The organism is Chryseobacterium caseinilyticum, from assembly GCF_014837145.1.
Classification (GTDB): Bacteria; Bacteroidota; Bacteroidia; order Flavobacteriales; family Weeksellaceae; genus Chryseobacterium; species Chryseobacterium caseinilyticum.
This window is the reverse complement of sequence record NZ_JACYFS010000002.1, coordinates 253,067-271,765: the sequence shown is the minus strand read 5'-3', so window position 1 is coordinate 271,765 and position 18,699 is coordinate 253,067. Positions and strand designations below refer to the sequence as shown.

Annotated in this window: 15 protein-coding genes; 7 read left to right on the top strand and 8 right to left on the bottom strand. The window is 36.4% G+C overall.

What is annotated here, in order from left to right; translation table 11 throughout:
- Nucleotides 1-64 precede the first annotated feature (64 nt).
- Nucleotides 65-955: a hypothetical protein gene (locus IC610_RS09300; protein WP_191736611.1), complete on the bottom strand. Its 891-nt coding sequence runs from the start codon at nt 953-955 to the stop codon at nt 65-67.
- Nucleotides 955-2,256: an AAA family ATPase gene (locus IC610_RS09295; RefSeq protein WP_191736610.1), complete on the bottom strand. Its 1,302-nt coding sequence runs from the start codon at nt 2,254-2,256 to the stop codon at nt 955-957. Before IC610_RS09295 ends, IC610_RS09300 begins: the two co-directional genes overlap by 1 nt.
- 393 nt (nt 2,257-2,649) lie before the next feature.
- On the opposite strand from IC610_RS09295, the gene IC610_RS09290 reads away from it, so the two are divergent.
- The 5 genes from IC610_RS09290 (at nt 2,650) to IC610_RS09270 (ending at nt 11,540) form a co-directional block, all read left to right on the top strand.
- Entirely contained in the window at nt 2,650-5,106 is a 2,457-nt protein-coding gene (locus tag IC610_RS09290; protein ID WP_191736609.1) for a DUF5686 family protein, read from the top strand.
- Nucleotides 5,107-6,501: 1,395 nt separating this feature from the next.
- A complete protein-coding gene (locus IC610_RS09285; RefSeq protein WP_191736608.1) occupies nt 6,502-7,974 on the top strand; it encodes a PhoX family protein in 1,473 nt (490 codons plus the stop codon).
- Nucleotides 7,975-8,037: 63 nt separating this feature from the next.
- Nucleotides 8,038-9,846 (top strand): cytochrome-c peroxidase, encoded by a 1,809-nt coding sequence (locus tag IC610_RS09280; RefSeq protein ID WP_191736607.1) that lies wholly within the window; start codon nt 8,038-8,040, stop codon nt 9,844-9,846.
- 270 nt (nt 9,847-10,116) lie between these two features.
- Nucleotides 10,117-10,869 carry a hypothetical protein gene (locus IC610_RS09275; protein ID WP_191736606.1) on the top strand — a complete coding sequence of 251 codons (753 nt, stop codon included), beginning with the start codon at nt 10,117-10,119 and terminating at the stop codon, nt 10,867-10,869.
- A complete protein-coding gene (locus tag IC610_RS09270; protein WP_191736605.1) occupies nt 10,869-11,540 on the top strand; it encodes a hypothetical protein in 672 nt (223 codons plus the stop codon). The genes IC610_RS09275 and IC610_RS09270 overlap by 1 nt, the downstream gene beginning before the upstream one ends.
- 48 nt (nt 11,541-11,588) lie before the next feature.
- Here the strand turns inward: IC610_RS09270 and IC610_RS09265 are convergent, their stop codons facing one another.
- Genes IC610_RS09265 through IC610_RS09255 form a run of 3 tightly spaced genes read right to left on the bottom strand, consistent with a single transcriptional unit; the run spans nt 11,589 to nt 15,377 of the window.
- Entirely contained in the window at nt 11,589-13,802 is a 2,214-nt protein-coding gene (locus IC610_RS09265) for a xanthine dehydrogenase family protein molybdopterin-binding subunit (RefSeq protein ID WP_191736604.1), read from the bottom strand.
- Between the two features lie 13 nt (nt 13,803-13,815).
- Nucleotides 13,816-14,793: an FAD binding domain-containing protein gene (locus IC610_RS09260; RefSeq protein ID WP_191736603.1), complete on the bottom strand. Its 978-nt coding sequence runs from the start codon at nt 14,791-14,793 to the stop codon at nt 13,816-13,818.
- Complete coding sequence (locus IC610_RS09255) at nt 14,790-15,377, bottom strand: (2Fe-2S)-binding protein (protein WP_191736602.1); 588 nt, start codon at nt 15,375-15,377, stop codon at nt 14,790-14,792. The genes IC610_RS09260 and IC610_RS09255 overlap by 4 nt, the downstream gene beginning before the upstream one ends.
- 324 nt (nt 15,378-15,701) lie before the next feature.
- On the opposite strand from IC610_RS09255, the gene IC610_RS09250 reads away from it, so the two are divergent.
- Complete coding sequence (locus IC610_RS09250; protein ID WP_191736601.1) at nt 15,702-16,136, top strand: DUF1801 domain-containing protein; 435 nt, start codon at nt 15,702-15,704, stop codon at nt 16,134-16,136.
- Nucleotides 16,137-16,207: 71 nt separating this feature from the next.
- Nucleotides 16,208-16,504: a DUF3817 domain-containing protein gene (locus tag IC610_RS09245; protein ID WP_191736826.1), complete on the top strand. Its 297-nt coding sequence runs from the start codon at nt 16,208-16,210 to the stop codon at nt 16,502-16,504.
- A 36-nt stretch (nt 16,505-16,540) separates the two neighbouring features.
- On the opposite strand, the gene IC610_RS09240 is transcribed toward IC610_RS09245, so the two are convergent.
- The 3 genes from IC610_RS09240 to IC610_RS09230 form a co-directional block, all read right to left on the bottom strand.
- The gene (locus IC610_RS09240; protein WP_228462894.1) at nt 16,541-17,539 is read right to left on the bottom strand and encodes a carboxymuconolactone decarboxylase family protein; all 999 of its coding nucleotides are present in this window, start codon (nt 17,537-17,539) and stop codon (nt 16,541-16,543) included.
- Nucleotides 17,540-17,610: 71 nt separating this feature from the next.
- Nucleotides 17,611-18,030, bottom strand: a complete 420-nt coding sequence (locus IC610_RS09235; protein ID WP_228462893.1) for a cupin domain-containing protein — start codon at nt 18,028-18,030, stop codon at nt 17,611-17,613.
- Nucleotides 18,031-18,366: 336 nt separating this feature from the next.
- Nucleotides 18,367-18,699 carry a nuclear transport factor 2 family protein gene (locus IC610_RS09230; protein WP_191736598.1) on the bottom strand — a complete coding sequence of 111 codons (333 nt, stop codon included), beginning with the start codon at nt 18,697-18,699 and terminating at the stop codon, nt 18,367-18,369.

Genomic DNA, 18,699 nt, shown 5'->3' with positions numbered 1-18,699 from the left:
ATAATATATTATCTAATTATGTGTGTGTCCATGACTTATTCAATATCTATTTTGAAATATAAAATTATACTACATTTCTGCCTGAAATGGAAAATTGAGATTTATAGTATGCTTCAATATCTGAATTATTATATTGATTTTGGAAAAACTTATTTATAGCTAGACGATAAATTATTTCTTTTTTTAAATTGGTAAAACCATGCTTTACTTTTAAGTAATGTGACACAATTTGACAACAGAAATCTGCTAATAGATGACCAAAGCAATGTTTTATTGGATTTAATTTTTTTCTGTATGCAAAGTTTCGGACTGTATTATGATTTAATGATTTCGTTATAAGAAGATTATTAATTTCATTTATTTTCACACTTGGAAAAGCATTAACATTGCAGTCTATACAGAACAAATGACCTTTTTTTCTGTGAAAGAATGACTTATTTTTGCTAAATAAATAGCCATCAGCAAATACACCAAGCTTAATATTATACTTAAATTTCCTAAAGCCATTATTAATATACTTTTCGTCAACTTTTACCGCCGTTAGGTCATTAATGATGTCTATTATTGTCGTATCATTCCAAACATCATTTTCATAACTGTATCCGTAAGTATAAAAAATATTTGGATGAACAATTCTTTTATTCAAAACTTCATCAAATTCATTATCCATAGCTAAATATACATGTTTAACGCTTCCATCGATGAGATCTTTAGCAATTTCCTTCAAAGTTACTTTAGAGCCTACAGATCGAAATTTAAACTTTTGATTTGCTTTGTACTTTTCGAATAATTTTGACCAAAATGAAATATCTTCAGTGTCTCCATTGAAACTATTTTTATAAACCTCAGTTTTATTATAGCTTGTACTCCCGCCTTCTAAATAAACTATATAATTTACATTATAGAATAATCTAAGATTATTTATACCGTTTTTTGTTCTTTTAAATGTGCTCATTAATTTATTAGGGATTCTATTTTTAAAACTTTATCATCATACTCAGCTACTATATCTGGACTGTGAGTTGCAAAAATAATTTGCGAATTTGGATTTAAATTTTTTAAATTTTTAACTAGTTTTTCTTGCCATTCTATATGAAGTGACAACTCTGGTTCATCAGCAATGTAAATGTGAGGATTTTCATCTTGAAGAAGAGATTGTCCAAAAATAATGAGTAACTGTTTTTCTCCTGAACTTAAGTTAAATAGCGAAAATGATTTCCCACTCTGTGTTTCAACAACTAATTCGTTTCTCTCATTTATATAAATACTCTTTCTTTGCAACAAACTATTAATTACTTGCAGAAAAGTTTCCTTTGTTTTGTTAATTTGTTTTTGTTTCTCGTTAATTTTATTCCACTCTTCTATTACAGAATGGATTTTGACAGTTCCTAAAAGATAAGCGAAATCGCGCAAATCCAAACCAGAAGAACTTTTTTCAATATTGGTTAATTTTGCATAAGATTTTTCATATTCACTGAAAAAAGTATCCAATTTCTTAGAATAGCTAGTGGTACTAATTTTAAAATACTTAAAGATTGAATCTAAAGATTCTTTTTCCTTTGAAGAATTAACCTTACTTTTTGTAATTATATTAGTTGCGTTAGCTGTGTCCAATAAGGATTCAAATATGTACTTTTGAAATTTTTCAGTCTCGTTTGAATAGAGTCTATTTAGCTGTGAAAAATATTTCACTAAATCAATTTGTAAATCTTCAATTTTTTCATCAATCGTTGACTCAAAGTTTCTTGTACCTTTTCGCTTTCGGTTAGACATTCGATGAATTGTTAGCCAACTAACATTAACCAAAGATTCTAATTCAAAATTAATATCGTTTGAAAAACTTCTAGGGTTAACTAATTTATCTCTAATTATATAATCGTTGCGATATCTATAGTAGTTATCTTCTTCTAAATCTTCTAGATTGTACGTTTTAAATCTTTTACTATCATAACTTTTAAGAGAAAAAGTTATCTCTGGAAATGGCGAAAACTCTCTTCCTTTCTTCTCAACTTTTATAACAGCGTTCAGATCTTTTTCTACAGCATCTTTTGGATATAATGTAATTTCAATAGATTGAAATTGTGTTAGATCAAGTGTTTTAAAATCGGCACATAATGTAGCCGCTATTAAATTGATAATAGTCGTTTTTCCTGAGCCATTCACACCGATTAAAAAATTGATATCTTTGTCAAAATCAATTTCAACAGTTTTATCTCCCCAAAATTTTTTGATAAGAACTTTTTTAATTTTATTCATATGGTTAATGTAAAAAATATTTATGTTTAATTAACTTCCTGAAATCTTTATAAATATTTGGATAAAAATAAAAAAATTACTAATAAAAAGCAATCTTTAATTCATTCCCAAATGAGAAAAAGTCAAAGCAACTACACCTTGTATACAAATTTTATTTTTTAAAAATTTTCACATAGCCATATAAAGAGTAAACATTTGAAATTGCAGTTTACCTTAACCCTTAAAATCTCTTAAATAAACCTCCATTAATCCAAACCCCGAGAATTGAAAACCAAAATAATCATCTGTATTTAAGCGATATACAGACCATTACACTTTTAACAAAAGATTATATTTCTGCATATAGTTTTGTTTCAGGCTAATCAATAGTTTTGCTGCATCAATACAACTTCAATGAATAAACTTTTATCCGCTCTCTTTGTGTTTTTCAGCGTCTTTTATTTCAGCCAGAATCAGCTGAAGGTGATGAGTAAAAAAAACAATCAACCTGTTGCCAACGCTGCCGTTTACTGTGACGATGCGCTTTTGGGGAAGACCAATATTCACGGGATTCTGTCTTTTAAAACCAAATGCAAAAAGGTGGAAATCATCGCCAATAATTTTGAAGATGCCACAGCTGATGTCAAAAAAAATGCGGAAGTACTTCTGAATCCGCTTTCTGAAAAAATGCAGAATATCGATAAAATCGTGATTTCCAGCAAAAGCGATGACAGAGCGCTGAAAATTCTGGATGAAGTGAACAAAAGAGAAAAAGAAAACTCGCCGAAGTCTCTGAATTCCTATGATTTTAAATCGTACACCAAATTCTCAATCGACGTAGACAAAGATTCTGTTGACATCTACAAAAACTTTCTTTCCGTGAGAAAAGATTCCCTTTCAAAAGTGGAAAAGAAGGATCTTAAAATGAAACCGAAAGAGATTAAAGATTCGCTGATTGGCGAAGAATTTATAGAGGCTTCTCAGGAATCGCAGATGTTTCTCTGGGAAAAAGCAACCGAGTACAAATACTCGCAGAAGTTTGGCGAAAAAACCAATATTTTAGATAACAGAATGTCGGGTTTTAAAAATCCAATCTACGAAGCGCTGGCGATTAATATTTCTAATTTAAACCGCACGCCGCGACAGCTGAAGCCGGAGAACAGACAGCTTTTCTACTTCTTCCTTTCAGACACCATTCAGATTGACGGGCGCGATACGTATGTGATTAAATTCAAGGAAATCACAGACAAGAAAAAGCAGAACCCGAGAAAATTCAACGGAAATATTTTTATTGATAAGGAAACGTATGCTCTCAAAAAATTTGAAAGCGTCAACAAAAAAGCAAATGCCGGAAACATTGTCTCGGTCTGGAAACCCATTAACGGAAAATGGTTTCTTGACTATGAAGATATCAGGCTCAAAATGGGCGACCAGTCTTTCGACACTTCCAAAAAAGACAGCATTAAAGCAGGTGAAAAAGCAAAATACAACTCTAAAACTTTTGGAAATTACCTGTATGTGAAAAACCGTTTCTTCGATTTTGAACTGAACAAGGAACAGAAAGCCAATGAGTTTAAAGGCTATTCTCTGGAAATGCAGAATTCCGACGGCAGCCTTCTCGACAAATACCGCACAGACAGCCTTACCACAAGGGAAAGTTCGACTTACGCCACTCTGGATAAGTTTGTCGAAAAGCACGATTTTGAAAAGAAACTCAGCTTTCTTACCCAGTTATTGCGTGGAAATCTGCGCTACAAAGTAATTGATTTTGATCTGACGAAATTTTTCAGCTACGACAAATATCAGGGATTACGATTGGGAGCCGGCGTAAAACTGAACGAAAAATTCAGCAAAACCATTTCTCCGGACGGCTATTTCGGTTACGGATTTAAGGATCACCGGTGGAAATACGGTTTGGGAGTTGATGTAAAACTGTCGCAGAAAAGAACTTCTGTTTTCAGAGTTGATTATGTGGATGATGTCTTTGCTGCAGGGCGTTTCAGCAATAATATGTGGGACATGATGATGAATCTGGCAGACAATAATCTCGATCTTCACAACGCCAATTTTTACCGAAATCAAAAATGGGGAGCGTACTATTCTTATGATCTTTCGAATTCATTAAGCATGAAAATCGCTCTGAATAAAGAAAAACAGAATGCACTCTTCGGTTATCAGTATCAGAATCTCGGAAGCAGTTTTGACAATACCAACGCCACGCTTTCCCTGAAATATTCACCAAACGACAAAAACATCATGACGCCAAGCGGAAAATTCACCTTCGAAAAAGGCTTCCCGCAGGTTTACATGAATTTTGAAAAAGGCTTCAATGCTTTGGGTGGTGATCTGGATTACCACAGACTGGATGCGATGTTTGTGCATCAGTTCAGAACAAAACTGGGTTATACCAACGTCAAATTATTTGGTGGAATTTCTTCGGGAACCGCACCGATCTGGAAGAATTTTGAAATTGCAGGTCACAGAGATTTCAACCCGAACGAATGGTATTCCAACATCAACACACCATCGAATTTAGGATTTACCACAATGCCTGCCGGAACTTTCTTCGCCGATAAATTTGTAGGATTTAAAATAACACAGTATCTGCCTTTCAGATTTCAAACTATCGGAACAAGATATTCCAACATCGAACTGGAATATCAGTCGGCCATCGGTGCCTTCAAAAATCCGCAGGATCATCAGTTTAATTTTCAGGTTCTGGATCACAACTATCAGGAAGTCGGCGTACTGTGGAACCGTTTCCTGGGCAGAAGCTTCGGACTTGGATTTTCATACAGACTTGGGCATTACCAGACTTCAGAGTTCAAAGAGAATTTCGGAATTAAACTGAAATTTAATTTCTTGAATTAGAATCCTCTCCCCATCCTTCTCCGAAGGAAAGGGAGTTGAAGTGAGCTATTTTGACTGTATTTTTTACAAGGCAGAAATCTTTGGGTTTCTGCTTTTTATTAAACAGATCGTTATAAATTTTAAAAACATTTTTCTTTTCCCCAAGCTAAAGGGTGGAAAAACTTGTTTAAAAGGACGGTGTATTTTTTAATCATTGCGTTCAACAGTCACTTTGTCATTCCAGAGGAATCTCAACCGAATTAGGTCATAATGCTGCTTAGATTCCTACGGGATGACAAACAGGCTGCTAAAAATTACTTTGTAAAATCTTAATCTAAATTACACCCGTGTCATTCAGAGCCTGTCGAAGGAAGGGTCAGCGAAATAATAAGGACAGTGTATTTTTTAATCATTGCGTTCAACAGTCACTTTGTCATTTTGGAGGAATCTCCACATCGTTAAAATGCTGCAGTTTAGATTCCTACGGAATGACAAACAAGCTGCTAAAAATTACTTTGTAAAATTTAAATCTAAATTACATCCCTGCCATCTTGAGCCTGTCGATGAAAGGGTCAGCGAAATAATAAGGACAGTGTATTTTTTAATCATTGCCTTCAACAGTCACTTTGTCATTCCGGAGGAATCTCAACATCGATAAAATAATGCGGTTTAGATTCCTACGGAATGACAAACAGGCTGCCAAAAATTACTTTGTAAAATAAATCTAAATTACACCCGTGTCATTCTGAGCCTGTCGATGAAAGGGTCAGCTAAATAATAAGGACGGTGTATATTTAGTCATTGAGTTCAACAGTCACTTTGTCATTCCGTAGGAATCTCAACATCGTTAAAATACTGCGGTTTAGATTCCTACGGAATGACAAACAAGCTGCTAAAAATACTTGGTAAAATTTGATAAGATAATTAAGCGTTTAGTTGATGCCATCAAGTATTTGGTTAACGCAATCAGGCATTTGGTTACGGCGACAAAGCATTTGGTTAAGCCATTCAAGTACTCTGTTGAGGCAATCAAGCACTTAGTTAAGCCGTTCAAGCACTTAGTTGAAGCAATCAACTGTTTAGTTGAGCCAATCAACCACTTAGTTGAGGCAATCAAGTACAATTTATTACAATCCAACACTTTACAGCCTTTTCTGAAAACTTTTAAAATATAAAAACCTAAAAAATTATTCTTCTACAACGCTCCGGCTCTCAAAATTCTACAAGTCTCAAATCCTCACACTTTCCCTCCCTCAAACCAAATCCTCACTATTTAAACTCATTCTAAGTATTGATTTTCCGTTAACAAATCATCATTTTAATCATAACAGATTTAAATGATTGGTTTTGTCCTGTTAAAATTCTGTTCACACTTTCCTGTTAGTTTTGTGACATCAATAAACTATAGAAAGTATTATGAAACTAAACCACACTTTGGCAGCTTTATTTTTATCTGCCGCGGTATTTCAGAGTTGTAATGACGATGAAACTACTGAAGAACCAATCAACTCAGACATTAAACTCGAAAACTTTTCAAAAGAACCCGCTTTCGTTTATGGAATGACAGGTTTTGAAAACTTAAACATCACCACTTTAATTTCGAGCTCTGATGTACTGCAGGACAGCCCCAACTTTGTATTTGCAGGACAGCCGGACGGAATGGGAATTATGAAAGACCCGAACTCCAACGGATATTTAATGATCACCAACCATGAGATCACACAGTCGGTTTCAAGAGTATATTTAGACAAATCTTTTAAGCCTGTAAAAGGTGAATATATACTGAACGGAATCGGTGGAATGACAAGATTGTGTTCAGCTACTTTGGCAACGGTTGCCGAGCACGGTTTCAGCGCTTTTCTTACGGCAGGTGAATCCGGTGAAGAAAGTATGGTTCATGCTTTGAATCCTTTGGCGGCAGCGTCTCAGGCTTCAGATAAAACAAGAGTGAAACCTGCTTTGGGAAAGGCTTCCATGGAAAATGCAGTTCCGCTTCCTAAAGATGTTTCCAATGGGAAATCTTATATTTTAATTGGTGAAGATCAGTCTTATTCAACTTCACACCAGTCTGCCGGTCAGCTTTTAATGTATGTTGCCGATACCCAGGGAGATTTGGATAACGGTAAACTGTATTCACTTAAAAGAACCAACAACAATACTACCGAAACGGATATGACTAAAGGTTCTCAGTACGATGTGGAATTTGTAGAAATTACCAATGCGAAGAATCTTACCGGAGCACAGATCAACCAGAAAAATATGGATATCAACGCCATCCGTTTTTCTAGAGTGGAAGATGTAGATTACAGAAAAGGTGCAGGAAAAGGAAGAGAAATCTATTTCACAGCAACCGGAGAATCTAACGACGGAATAAATCCTAAACCGGGCTTGACGATGTGGGGAAGAGTATATAAACTGGTTCTTAACCAAAACAATATGATGACCGGAAAGCTGGAAGTGGTAGCTGAAGGAGATTCAAATCCCGGAAGTAACTTAATTAATCCTGACAACCTTTGTGTAACTGAAAACTATGTTTACATTCAGGAAGACGGTGATTCTTACTATCCTGCGGCAGCTCACGATTCTTACATCTGGCAGTTGGATATCAGCACAAAACAGTACAAACCATGGCTGAATATGAAGCACAACAGAACGGATTCTGCATGGCAGACAGCTTATAACCAATCCGGAAATCTACAGAAGTTCGGATCCTGGGAATACGGTGCGATGATCGATGTTTCAGACATCATCGGTGTTCCGAATACTTTTGCAGTGAATATTCACTCTCACACATGGCAGAAAAACGGTTTCGCCAATGCTGACGGTGCCGGTGTAAATACCAATAAAGAGGGCGGACAGATCGTACTGATTAGAAACGTTCAGAAATAATATTAACCATTTAAACTTAAAAGTATCAGTAGAGTTTTCTCTATTGATGCTTTTTTATACGTAATGAAACTGTTAAAAGATCCCTTTTGCGTTTTCCTCATTCTGCTATTCAGCATTTTCACGATTCTTCAGTGCAACAAGCCCAATCAGCCTTTGCAGGATGATCTGGTGGAAGTAAAAAATGCAGTTTTTAAAAACAATGAACTTTTTCTTGCTCAGATTGACGAACTGATTGCTCTCGTTTCCAAGGATGCCGACAACAAAACCGTTCAGAAAAAATTTGACAGCCTACGCCAGACCTACAAAAAAATGGAATGGGCAGTAGAATATTTTCTTCCTCACTCCGCAAGATTTATCAACGGGCCCGCCTTACCGGAAATCGAGATGGCTGAGCACGTGGAAATTGAGCCGGAAGGACTTCAGGTATTGGAAGAAATGCTTTATTCTGAAGAAAAACAGAACAAAGCTGAAGTCATCAGAATACTGAAAAAGCTGACTAATAAAGGGAATACCATTAAGACTAATTTCCAGGTCATCACTGTGACCAAAGATCAGACCTTTGATGCGTTGCGACAGCAGATTTTCAGAATTTCAAGTCTGGGAATTGCAGGTTTTGACACCCCCATTTCAGGAAAGTTTCTTGAAGAAATGCCTGTTTCTCTGGAATCTTTAAAATCTGTATTGAACTTAATTTCAACTGAAAAATCTCAAAATTCATCTTTAAAGAAAATTGTTTCGGAAATTGATCAGTCTAAACAGTTTTTAAATTTAAATAAAGATAAAAATACATTCAATTATCTTGAATTCATCAGCGTTCACCTCAACCCACTTTCTTCCCTCCTGCTTGATTTCAGAACAGAAGAAAATATTCCCAATGTGGAAGTTCTGACTGCTTTGAGGAAAAATGCCGGTAATTTTTACTCCCGAGATGCTTTCGATGTCAATGCTTTTGTTCCCGGAAAGCAGTATGAAATGTCGCCTGAAAAAGTACAGTTGGGCAAACAGCTTTTTAATGATAAAATTCTTTCCGAAAACAATACCCGAAGCTGTGCCACGTGTCACAACGCAGAAAAAGCATTCACCGACGGATTGGAAAAATCGATGTCGCTTGCCAACTCAAAATTGCAGAGAAATACGCCATCACTGAATTACTCAGCATTTCAGCACGGTCAGTTCTGGGATATGCGGAAAGATGATCTGGAAGGACAAAGCTCTGATGTGATTACGAATAAAGAAGAAATGCACGGAGATCTGCAGTCTATTATTTTGAAAATTAATCAGAATAAAAACTATCAGACAGCATTCAAAAAAATATTTAAAACTGAGAAAGCCGAAGTCTGGCAATTGCAGAATTTGCTTGCGAGCTACATCCGTTCTCTGGCGGCCTTCAATTCAGACTTTGATGAATATATGAGAGGAAATAAAAACGCCATGACCGAAAAGCAGAAGAAAGGTTTCAATCTTTTTATGGGAAAAGCACAATGCGCAATTTGTCATTTTTTACCGCTTTTCAACGGAACTGTTCCTCCTAACTATAAAAAAACGGAACAGGAAGTTTTGGGTGTAGCAGAAAATTCTTCGAACAAAAAGCTGGATTCAGATTTGGGACGTGGAAAATTTCATGAAACCGTTGCTTTTCTTCAGAAATCATTTAAAACTCCAACCTTAAGAAACATCAGTAAAACTGCTCCTTACATGCACAACGGCAGTTACAAAACCCTACAGGAAGTAATGGAATTTTACAACAACGGAGGCGGAAAAGGTTTTAATTTAAAAGTTGAAAACCAGACACTTTCTGATGCGAAACTGAATTTATCACAAAATGAGATCGCTGAGATTATTGAGTTTCTGAATGCTTTAACAGACAGGTAAGTTTTTATTAACCTATACTTCTACTTAATATTGAAAAACATCTAAGAAAAACCCTTCGACAAGCTCAGGGTGACATCGCTTTTACCGACTGTTCATTTCTGCATTGTCAGGCTGAGCTTGTCGAAGCCTTTATTAGTAATAAAAGTTTTAAAATAGAAGTTCACATACTTTAAAGAATGACAAATTCATTATTTTGTGAAATTAATAATCAGAATTCCTTTTTGGATTCTGTTTTTTATTATCTTTTCAAAAATTTTAAAAATCATTAAAATGAGAAAACTCCTATTTATTTTTGCTGTTGCGTTCATGCTTGTCAGCTGTAAAAAATCTACCGCTACAAGAACTGAAGAATTTGTGAAAATGTACAACAACACCAGCGACATGATGGTGAGAAGTGCAGGTTTTAAATCCACAAAAGCAACATCTACTCCGACCGGTGATGTAGATATCGAAATTAAAACCACTTACGCAGATACCGATGTGGAGGCAGAACTGATGAAAAATGCTATTCCCGATATCATCGGGCAGGCAATTCAGGCTGAGCCGTCAGGAAAGGAACTTCTGGCGGAAGGTGTGAAATTTAACCTTAAAGTTTACAGTGCAAATGATGTGATGATGTCTGCTCAAACCATCGACAAAAACACAAAAAAAGGCAACATCGATCTTGAAGCCATTGCCAAAGGCGACAAACCGGACAGCTCACAGCTGAATGAAATTCTGAAAGTTTTCAGTAAAAGTTTACCGATTGTAGACAAAGCTTCAGGGGTAAAAATTGTTGCCATCAAAGCTGATGCAGAGAACAATATTATATACTCTGCAGAAGTTCCCGATCAGTATGCTGATGCACTTGCAACCGACGCAGCAACGCAGGTGATGAAAGACGAAATGATGAGATCTCCGGATGTAAGACAGATATTCGCTCAGACCAGCGCTATCGGTGTAAATAACATTAAATATATTTACAGCGACAGCAAAGGCAAAAAATTAAATGAAATCACCATCAAAAGATCTGACGTAAAATAATGAATAACAGTTCTGCCTGGAAAACCGTTCTTACGGTTGCACTGTGCCTTATCAGTATTATCCGCATTGCAATTACGTGCAATAAAAGTTCGCAGAGTTCGTATTCCGACAGCTCTTACAACGATGTGAGTGCTTTGATGAGCAGGAATTATGAGAGACAGACGAAAGCGGCAGACGATACAGCTTCCAACAACCTTTTTTATGAAAGTTATGACAGCATCAGCCAACTCAGCGATTTTGAAAAGGAAAACTACAGCGTCATAAAACTTAAAAAAGATTCTATGATTCTGCTGGATGTTTCGTCTAAAATCAAGGTTGAATCAGGTGCTTATTTTCAGAAAAATTATGATGATACGCTCAGTCTGGCGATTAAAAAGCCCGATAACATAAGTATTTTCATGCATTCCTACGATACTGCTGATGATTTGATGACGAATTTTAAATCTGTAAAAAGGAAACTTAATGTTCAGGATCTCAAAATAAAACTTGACGATAAAGATTCGAAATTTGTCTCTTACAGTTTTGAAAACAGAGGAAAGAAAACAAATGGCTATGCGCTTTTAACATCAGACAAAGGTCATTTTACAGCTCTGGAAATTGAAAGCAACAGGCTGTCAAAGGACGATCTTGAAATAAAAGCTTTCTCCTTAATAACTGAACTTACACAATAAAAAAACTCCCGAAAATTTTAAATTTCGGGAGTTTTGTTTTTATTAAAATTATCCTTTTAAAATCTTATCCGGCGTAATCGGTAAGTTCCTGAAACGTTTTCCAGTTGCATTAAAAATGGCGTTGGCAATCGCTGCTGCCGAACCGATAATTCCAACTTCACCCAAACCTTTGGCGCCGCTGGCGTTGAGATTAAAATCGGGTTTGTTGATAAAATCAACTTCGATGATCGGGACGTCTGCGTTCACAGAGAAATGGTATCCTGCGAGATCATCTGCTACCAAGGCACCGATGCGTTTATCGATCGTCATTTCTTCCATTAAAGCCATTCCGGTTCCACCAACAACGGCACCGATCACCTGATTTTTTGCGGGCTTTTCACTGACGATTTTTCCACCGTCAACAACGCTCACGAAACGGTCGATTTTCACTTTTCCGGTCAGTTCATGTACTTTTACACGACAGAAATGTGCTGCTCCGGATGCAAATGCAAATTTTTTCTGGAGATCGCCCGGTTGGGTAGTTTCTTCAACTTCAATGACCGTCAGTTGATTATCAGTGAAAATTTTCTGAAAACTTACTGATGTTGATTTATTTTTAATCTGAACAGCCGAATCTGTAAGTGTAATATCAGAAGATTTTAAATTCTTGAATTCAGGATTGGTCTTTGAAGCGTAATTAATCAGATTGCTTTTCAAAGTTTCAGCAATTGCATTTGAAGATGCGCTGATAGACGAAAGTCCACGGCTTCCTCCCTGACTTGGAGCCTGCGGAAGAGTAGATTTTCCGAGATCAATTTTTATTTTGTTTAAAGGAATTCCGGTCACTTCATGAACGATATTTCGCATTGAAGTTCCCGTTCCGGTTCCGATATCCGTCATAGCGGTTTTTACAGTCACGTTTCCGTCTACATCCATTGTCAGTCCGGCACTTGCCTGACCTCCTCCGGCAGTCCACATCCCGACACCCATTCCGTAACCTACAAGCCAGTCGCCTTCTTTTTTCTGTCGTGGTTTCATGTCTCTCTGGTTCCAGCCGATTTTCGCGGCTCCTTTTTCCATACATTCTCTGACGAAATTGGTAGACCAGTCTTTCCCGGTTTCGGGATCTTTAACGTCGGATAAATTCTGAAGTCTGATGGCCAGAGGATCTTTATTCATTTTAAAACAAAGTTCATCAATAGCAGATTCCAGGGCAAAAGCTCCGGTACATTCTCCCGGACCACGCATCCACGTTGGCGTGGACATGTTAAGCGGTACCGTGGCCATCTGCGTTTTTAAATTCTCAAAACCATAGGCCAGACGGCTAATTCTGGTAATATTTTCAAGAAAATTTTCGTAAAGTGAAGTTGTATTTTTACTGTCGTGAATTAAACCTGTAAATTTTCCTGATGCATCAGCTCCCAGTTTGATTTTCTGCCACGATTCCGGACGGTAGCCAACGAGACAGGACATTTGAGTTCGCGTGAGCATCAGTTTAACAGGCTTATTAATTTTTTTCGCAGCCATAATTGCTAAAACAGTATTCGGCCAGACTCTTAATCCTGAACCAAAACCGCCGCCCATAAATTCTGTGATCACTTCGATATTTTTAGGCTGGAGATCAAAAAGTTTCCCCACTGTGTTCTGAACTCCGTTCACGCCCTGATTCTTATCGTATAATTTTAGCTTGTCATTTCCGTTCCAGATGGCGATTGTTGCGTGCATTTCCATGGGATGATGCACCTCGCCTTCGATGTGATATTCCTGTTCGACATTAAAAGGCGAAGAATTCCAGTTTTCGGTATTTCCTCTTTCTTTCCCTTCATTTTTTAAAGGAATTGAGGGATGTGTATTTTTAAAATCAACATTTGCCCTTGTCTGCTGGTATGAAGTCTTCACCAAAGATGCGGCGTACTGAGCTTCCTCCAAGGTTTTTGCAATTACAACGGCCACAGGCTGACCTTTAAAATAAATCGTATCTGTATGCAAAACCGGAAGCCCGATTTTACTTTCTTTAATTTTCTGTTCTGATGCCAATCCGGGAACAGTCGGTTTATCGGTATGTGTCAAAATCCCGAGAACGCCATCTGCAAGCATTGCATCTGCTGTATCAATGCCCGTAATTTTTCCTGATGCAACCGTACTTCCGACAATAACGGCGTAGGTTACATTTTCAGTTTTATATTCTGAGGAGTATTTGCCACGGCCGGTCACTTTAAACAAAGCTTCGGCGCGACCTTCCTTTTCTATATTGAAATCTAAATCATTATCAAAAAATGCCATATCTGTTCTTTTTTTAAGGATTTAAACTGTTTTGAAGTGCTGTAATCATCGCTCCGCGGAGCATTTCTTTTTTAAAACCATTATTGGAAAGTGGTTTCAAATCTTTTATTGCCAAATCTGCTGCAGCTGAAAAATTTTCTGCTGTCGGCATCTTCCCTTTCAGAAAATTTTCAGATTCATACCAACGCCAGGGCTTGTGAGCTACTCCACCCGAAGCCAGACGGGAATCTTTAATTTTCCCGTTTTCCAGATCCAAAGCGGCGGCAACAGAAACCAGTGCAAATGCGTAAGATGAGCGGTCTCTGAGTTTGACATAAGCATTGTTTCTACCGAAATTATTTTTCGGAATTTCAATGGCTTCAATAATGGAATTCTGAGGAAGATTGGTATCTAAATTCGGTGTATTTCCGGGAAGACGGTGGAAGTTTTTAAACTCAATTTCTTCTTTTTTATTTTTAGAATTTCTTGTAATGACCGTCGCGTCCAAAGCTGCGAGAGAAATACAGAAATCTGAAGGATGCACGGCAACGCAATCTTCGCTGTAACCAATCACGGCATTCATTCTGTTTTCGCCTTCTTTTGCACTGCATCCTGAGCCCGGCTTTCTTTTGTTACAGGGCGTTGTAATATCATAAAAATAAGGACATCTTGTCCGCTGAAGCATATTTCCGGCACACGAAGCCATGTTTCTGATCTGAGGAGATGCTCCGGCTAAAATCGCCCTGGAAATCAGGGAATATTCTTTTAAAACATCAGCGTTTTTGGCCACTGACGAGTTTTTTGACATCGCTCCGATTCGGAGTTTCTTTTTATCTGCCTCAACCGTTTCTGACAAAACTGTATTGACATCAATAATATAATCCGGCTGCTCGATGTTTTTCTTCATTAAATCGACCAGATTGGTTCCGCCTGCGATAAATTTTGCCCTGTCATTCTTCTGCGAAACTGTTTTGGCAATATCATCTTTTCTGAAAAATTCAAATGGTCTCATCCTGCTACTTTTTGTATAGATTCTACAATTCCGTTATAAGCTCCGCAACGGCAGAGATTTCCGCTCATAAACTCTTTGATTTCCTCTACCGAACCGGTATGACCCTCTTTCACACATGCCACCGCTGACATAATCTGTCCCGGCGTGCAATAGCCACACTGAAAACCGTCACATTCAATAAAAGCCTTCTGCATCGGATGAAGATTTTCTCCGTTGGCAAGTCCTTCAATCGTTGTGATTTCTTTTTGCTGTGCTGTACAGGCAAGAGTAAGACAACTCAAAACTCTTTCGCCGTCGATATGCACTGTACACGCGCCACATTGCCCATGATCACAGCCTTTTTTGGTTCCGGTAAGATCAAGATTTTCACGGAGCATATCTAAAACTGTAGTTCTTGTATCTAAATTAAGGTCGAAGTTCTGACCGTTAACTTTCATTTTCAACGGAAGAACTTTCTTCGGTGTTACGAAAAGATTTCGCACTTTTTCGCCCGCTGCTTTGAGATGAACGGGAATTGCCGACCAGAAAACGAGCAATCCTGAAGTCATCAGAAAATTTCGTCGGCTTATTGAAGGTATTTTCATAGTTTTACTGATTTGATTATGAAACAATTTGTTGTAATATACGTCTTTTAACAAAGGTTTTTAATACCACAAAATAATTTAGAATGAAGAAAAATTAGAATCAAATAGGATTTTTTTTGAATTAGAAACAGCTGCTTTTTCTAGAATCTTAAAATCTCTATTATTCCAAATTTTTAAAACCTAAATGCATTAAATTTAAGTATAAATTAAAATTTTACCTGTTCAGATAAAATTGATATTTATTTACTTAAATTTTTCAAACAAATCTATTCTTTATTGGATGTTGCATATTATTTTTGCAATTAGATTTAATGAAAAACAATTATGGCTTCAAAAAATAAAACGGCAGAAACTGAAATTGACGTTGACGATTTTATCCATTCATTTGTGGAAAGTGAGCAGAAAAAACAAGACAGTTTTCAGCTGATTGAACTGATGAAAAAATGGTCTGGTTTTGAGCCAAAAATTTGGGGACCTACTATGATAGGTTTTGGCAGTTATCATTATAAATACGAAAGCGGACACGAAGGAGATGCGATGATCATTGGTTTTTCACCAAGAAAAGCTCAGTTCTCGCTATACGTTGCAGCACCTGAAGAAGAAGATAAAAAGTTGCTTGAGAGTTTAGGTAGATTTAAAATGGCAAAAGCCTGTATTTATTTTAAAAAACTGTCTGATTTAAATCTTGACATTCTGGAAAAACTCTGCCAATCTACTATCAAATACATCAGGGAACACAACGAATGTGTATGCAGATAATTGAGTTTTAATTAAAACTGAAATACAAATTATATTAAATCAAAATGATCAGCCTCTAGCGGAAAACCGCCATTATTGAAGGGATTTCTTACCTTATTTTGATTTTTATCGCCATGCCCATCAAATATATTTTCGATATTATACTTCGTTTGGATTTATGGGTTTTGTTTCTGTTTGACTTCGCCGTACTCATCGTTGCTGCCGTGATATACAAGTGGAGCATCTTGAGAATCATTATTTTTCTTGTTGGATCTGTGCTGCCTTTTGTGCCGTTTTATCTGGATAGAAATTTAAGAAGGAATATTCTTAAACCGAAACCTGAAGGGTTTTTTCTACAACAGGCATTTCCTCCATCCATCACTTTGTAAGCGCATCTAAAATTGTTTACAAAAAGAATGCGTTATTTAATTAAGTTTTTGGAAGATCTTCGGGATTGTTTCTTTATCAAGACTTTCCATATCAATCAATTTCAGAGATTTTACCATTTTTAAAGTTGATTTTTTATAAAGCTGAAAATGTGGCGTCTGTAAATGAAACTGATAAGCTTCCTGATCTGCATAAATTTCAATAATTCTTATTTGAGACTTATTTTCCTTCTGATACATTGGGAAAATAGCAATCACGCCTTTTTCTAATTTCACCGAAGCCGAAGCTTCCTCTTTCAGAATCGATTTGTATTCTTCCAAAAATTCAGGAACGATTTCTATTTCAGAGATACGAATCATCATATCATTTTCGACAATTGGAGCGAGCGGTTTTCCGATAATTTTACGGATTGTATTGGCTTGCGTTTTACTGACAGATTCCTGTATCAAATCTGCCAGTTGTTCTAATTGATTATCCGTAATTCCGGTATTTTTTCCAATTCCGATATGTGATTGCAATTGAGATTCAACTCCATTTAAAGAAGCCAAAGCGGAAATTGTCACCAATTCTCTTTGCTGATAATTTAAAACATCACTCACAAAAATATCGGCAAACAAATGCTCTTTAAGAAAAGCATCAATTCGTGGAGCAAATTCTCCTATACCTTTTGCCGGCTTCGGCTGTGGCGTTTTTGAAAGTTTTTCTAAAGTTTTTCTGCCTTGTTCATATTTTTCTTCAACATCATTTTCTACAATGATTTTCTTTCCTTCGATATCATTAATTCCCTTGGTTTTTCTTTCGTCGAGAACAGTTTTAAAAGTATTAATAGCATTCAAACTTCTCGGAAAACCGCAGTAAGCATACAATTGTACCAAAGCTTCTTTGATTTCATTAATCGTTAAACCCGAATCTAAACCTACATTCAACTGCACTTTCAGATTTTCAAGATTTCCAATAGCCGTTAATGAAGAAATCTTTACCAGACTTTGTTCTTTAGTATTTAAATTTTGAGTGGCTGTATTTTGCTGTGCATTCATTTTTGTAAACTTAATGTGAGAACAAAAAGAATTATCCATTGAAAAAACTTGTTTTTTCTCATCATATAAAATTATTTTTTGTCAGCTTCAGTGTATTCTTCATCAGAAACCGCTTCCAGCCAAGTATTTTGATTAGTTTGAGGATTTCCGGTCGTAGCCAAATGCGAAAACCAACTATTTGCAGTTGCGCCGTGCCAATGTTCAACATTCGGAGCAATTTCAACAATATCTCCAGATTTCAATCGACGGGCAGGTTTTCCTCTTTCCTGATATAATCCTTCGCCGCCAACCACGATCAACAATTGTCCGCCGGTGTGACTGTGCCAATTATTTCTACAGCCAGGCTCGAAAGTAACATTTGAAAGTGGAATATTCAAATCTTTATTGCCCGTCAGTGGCGCCAAATAAGATTTACCAATAAAATATTGTGCAAAAGCTGTATTTTCTTCACCAGTCGGAAAATCACTTATTTTTGGAATGTCTGTTTTCATTTTATTTTGATTTTTTGTCTGTTGTGCGAAATCAAATTGCCCGAACACCAGCAGAATTATGGTTAAAAAATATTTCATTTTCACTACTTCTTGTTATTAAACAAAGTTCCGTCCATTCCAGCATATCATCGTTATACCGATTACGGAATTGCTTACCATTTTTACTGATTTCACTTAAAACAAAAAAAGGTTTACCTGCAAAATGCAGATAAACCTCTGTAAATTTTATTGAGATTATCTTATTTCTTTTCTGATTCAGGCAAATCTCTCCAGGAATAACTTTTCTGAACAATTTTCCAAAAACCTTCTTAATTTGATATAGGGAAGGTTTTATTTTTAAATCAAATCTGCTTTTACAAAATCAATCTTGTCGTTTTTAAAAACAAAATCAAAACTACCACCAATTTTACCTTCCGGAAAATCTCCAGTAAATTCTACTTCCAAATAAGCCGAATCTTCTCTGATTTCCAATTTCCTCAATTCAGTCTGAGTTTTATAACCGATAAAATAACTCACAAAATAATCTTTGATTCCATTGTGACCGATGAACTTTCTTCCAACTGAAGGGTCATCTAAAACAGCGTTTTGATTGTAAAACTCAAGATATTTTTCGGTGTTGTAACTGTTGCCTACTGCAATCCATTCTTTGATAAACGTTTCTATATTCAT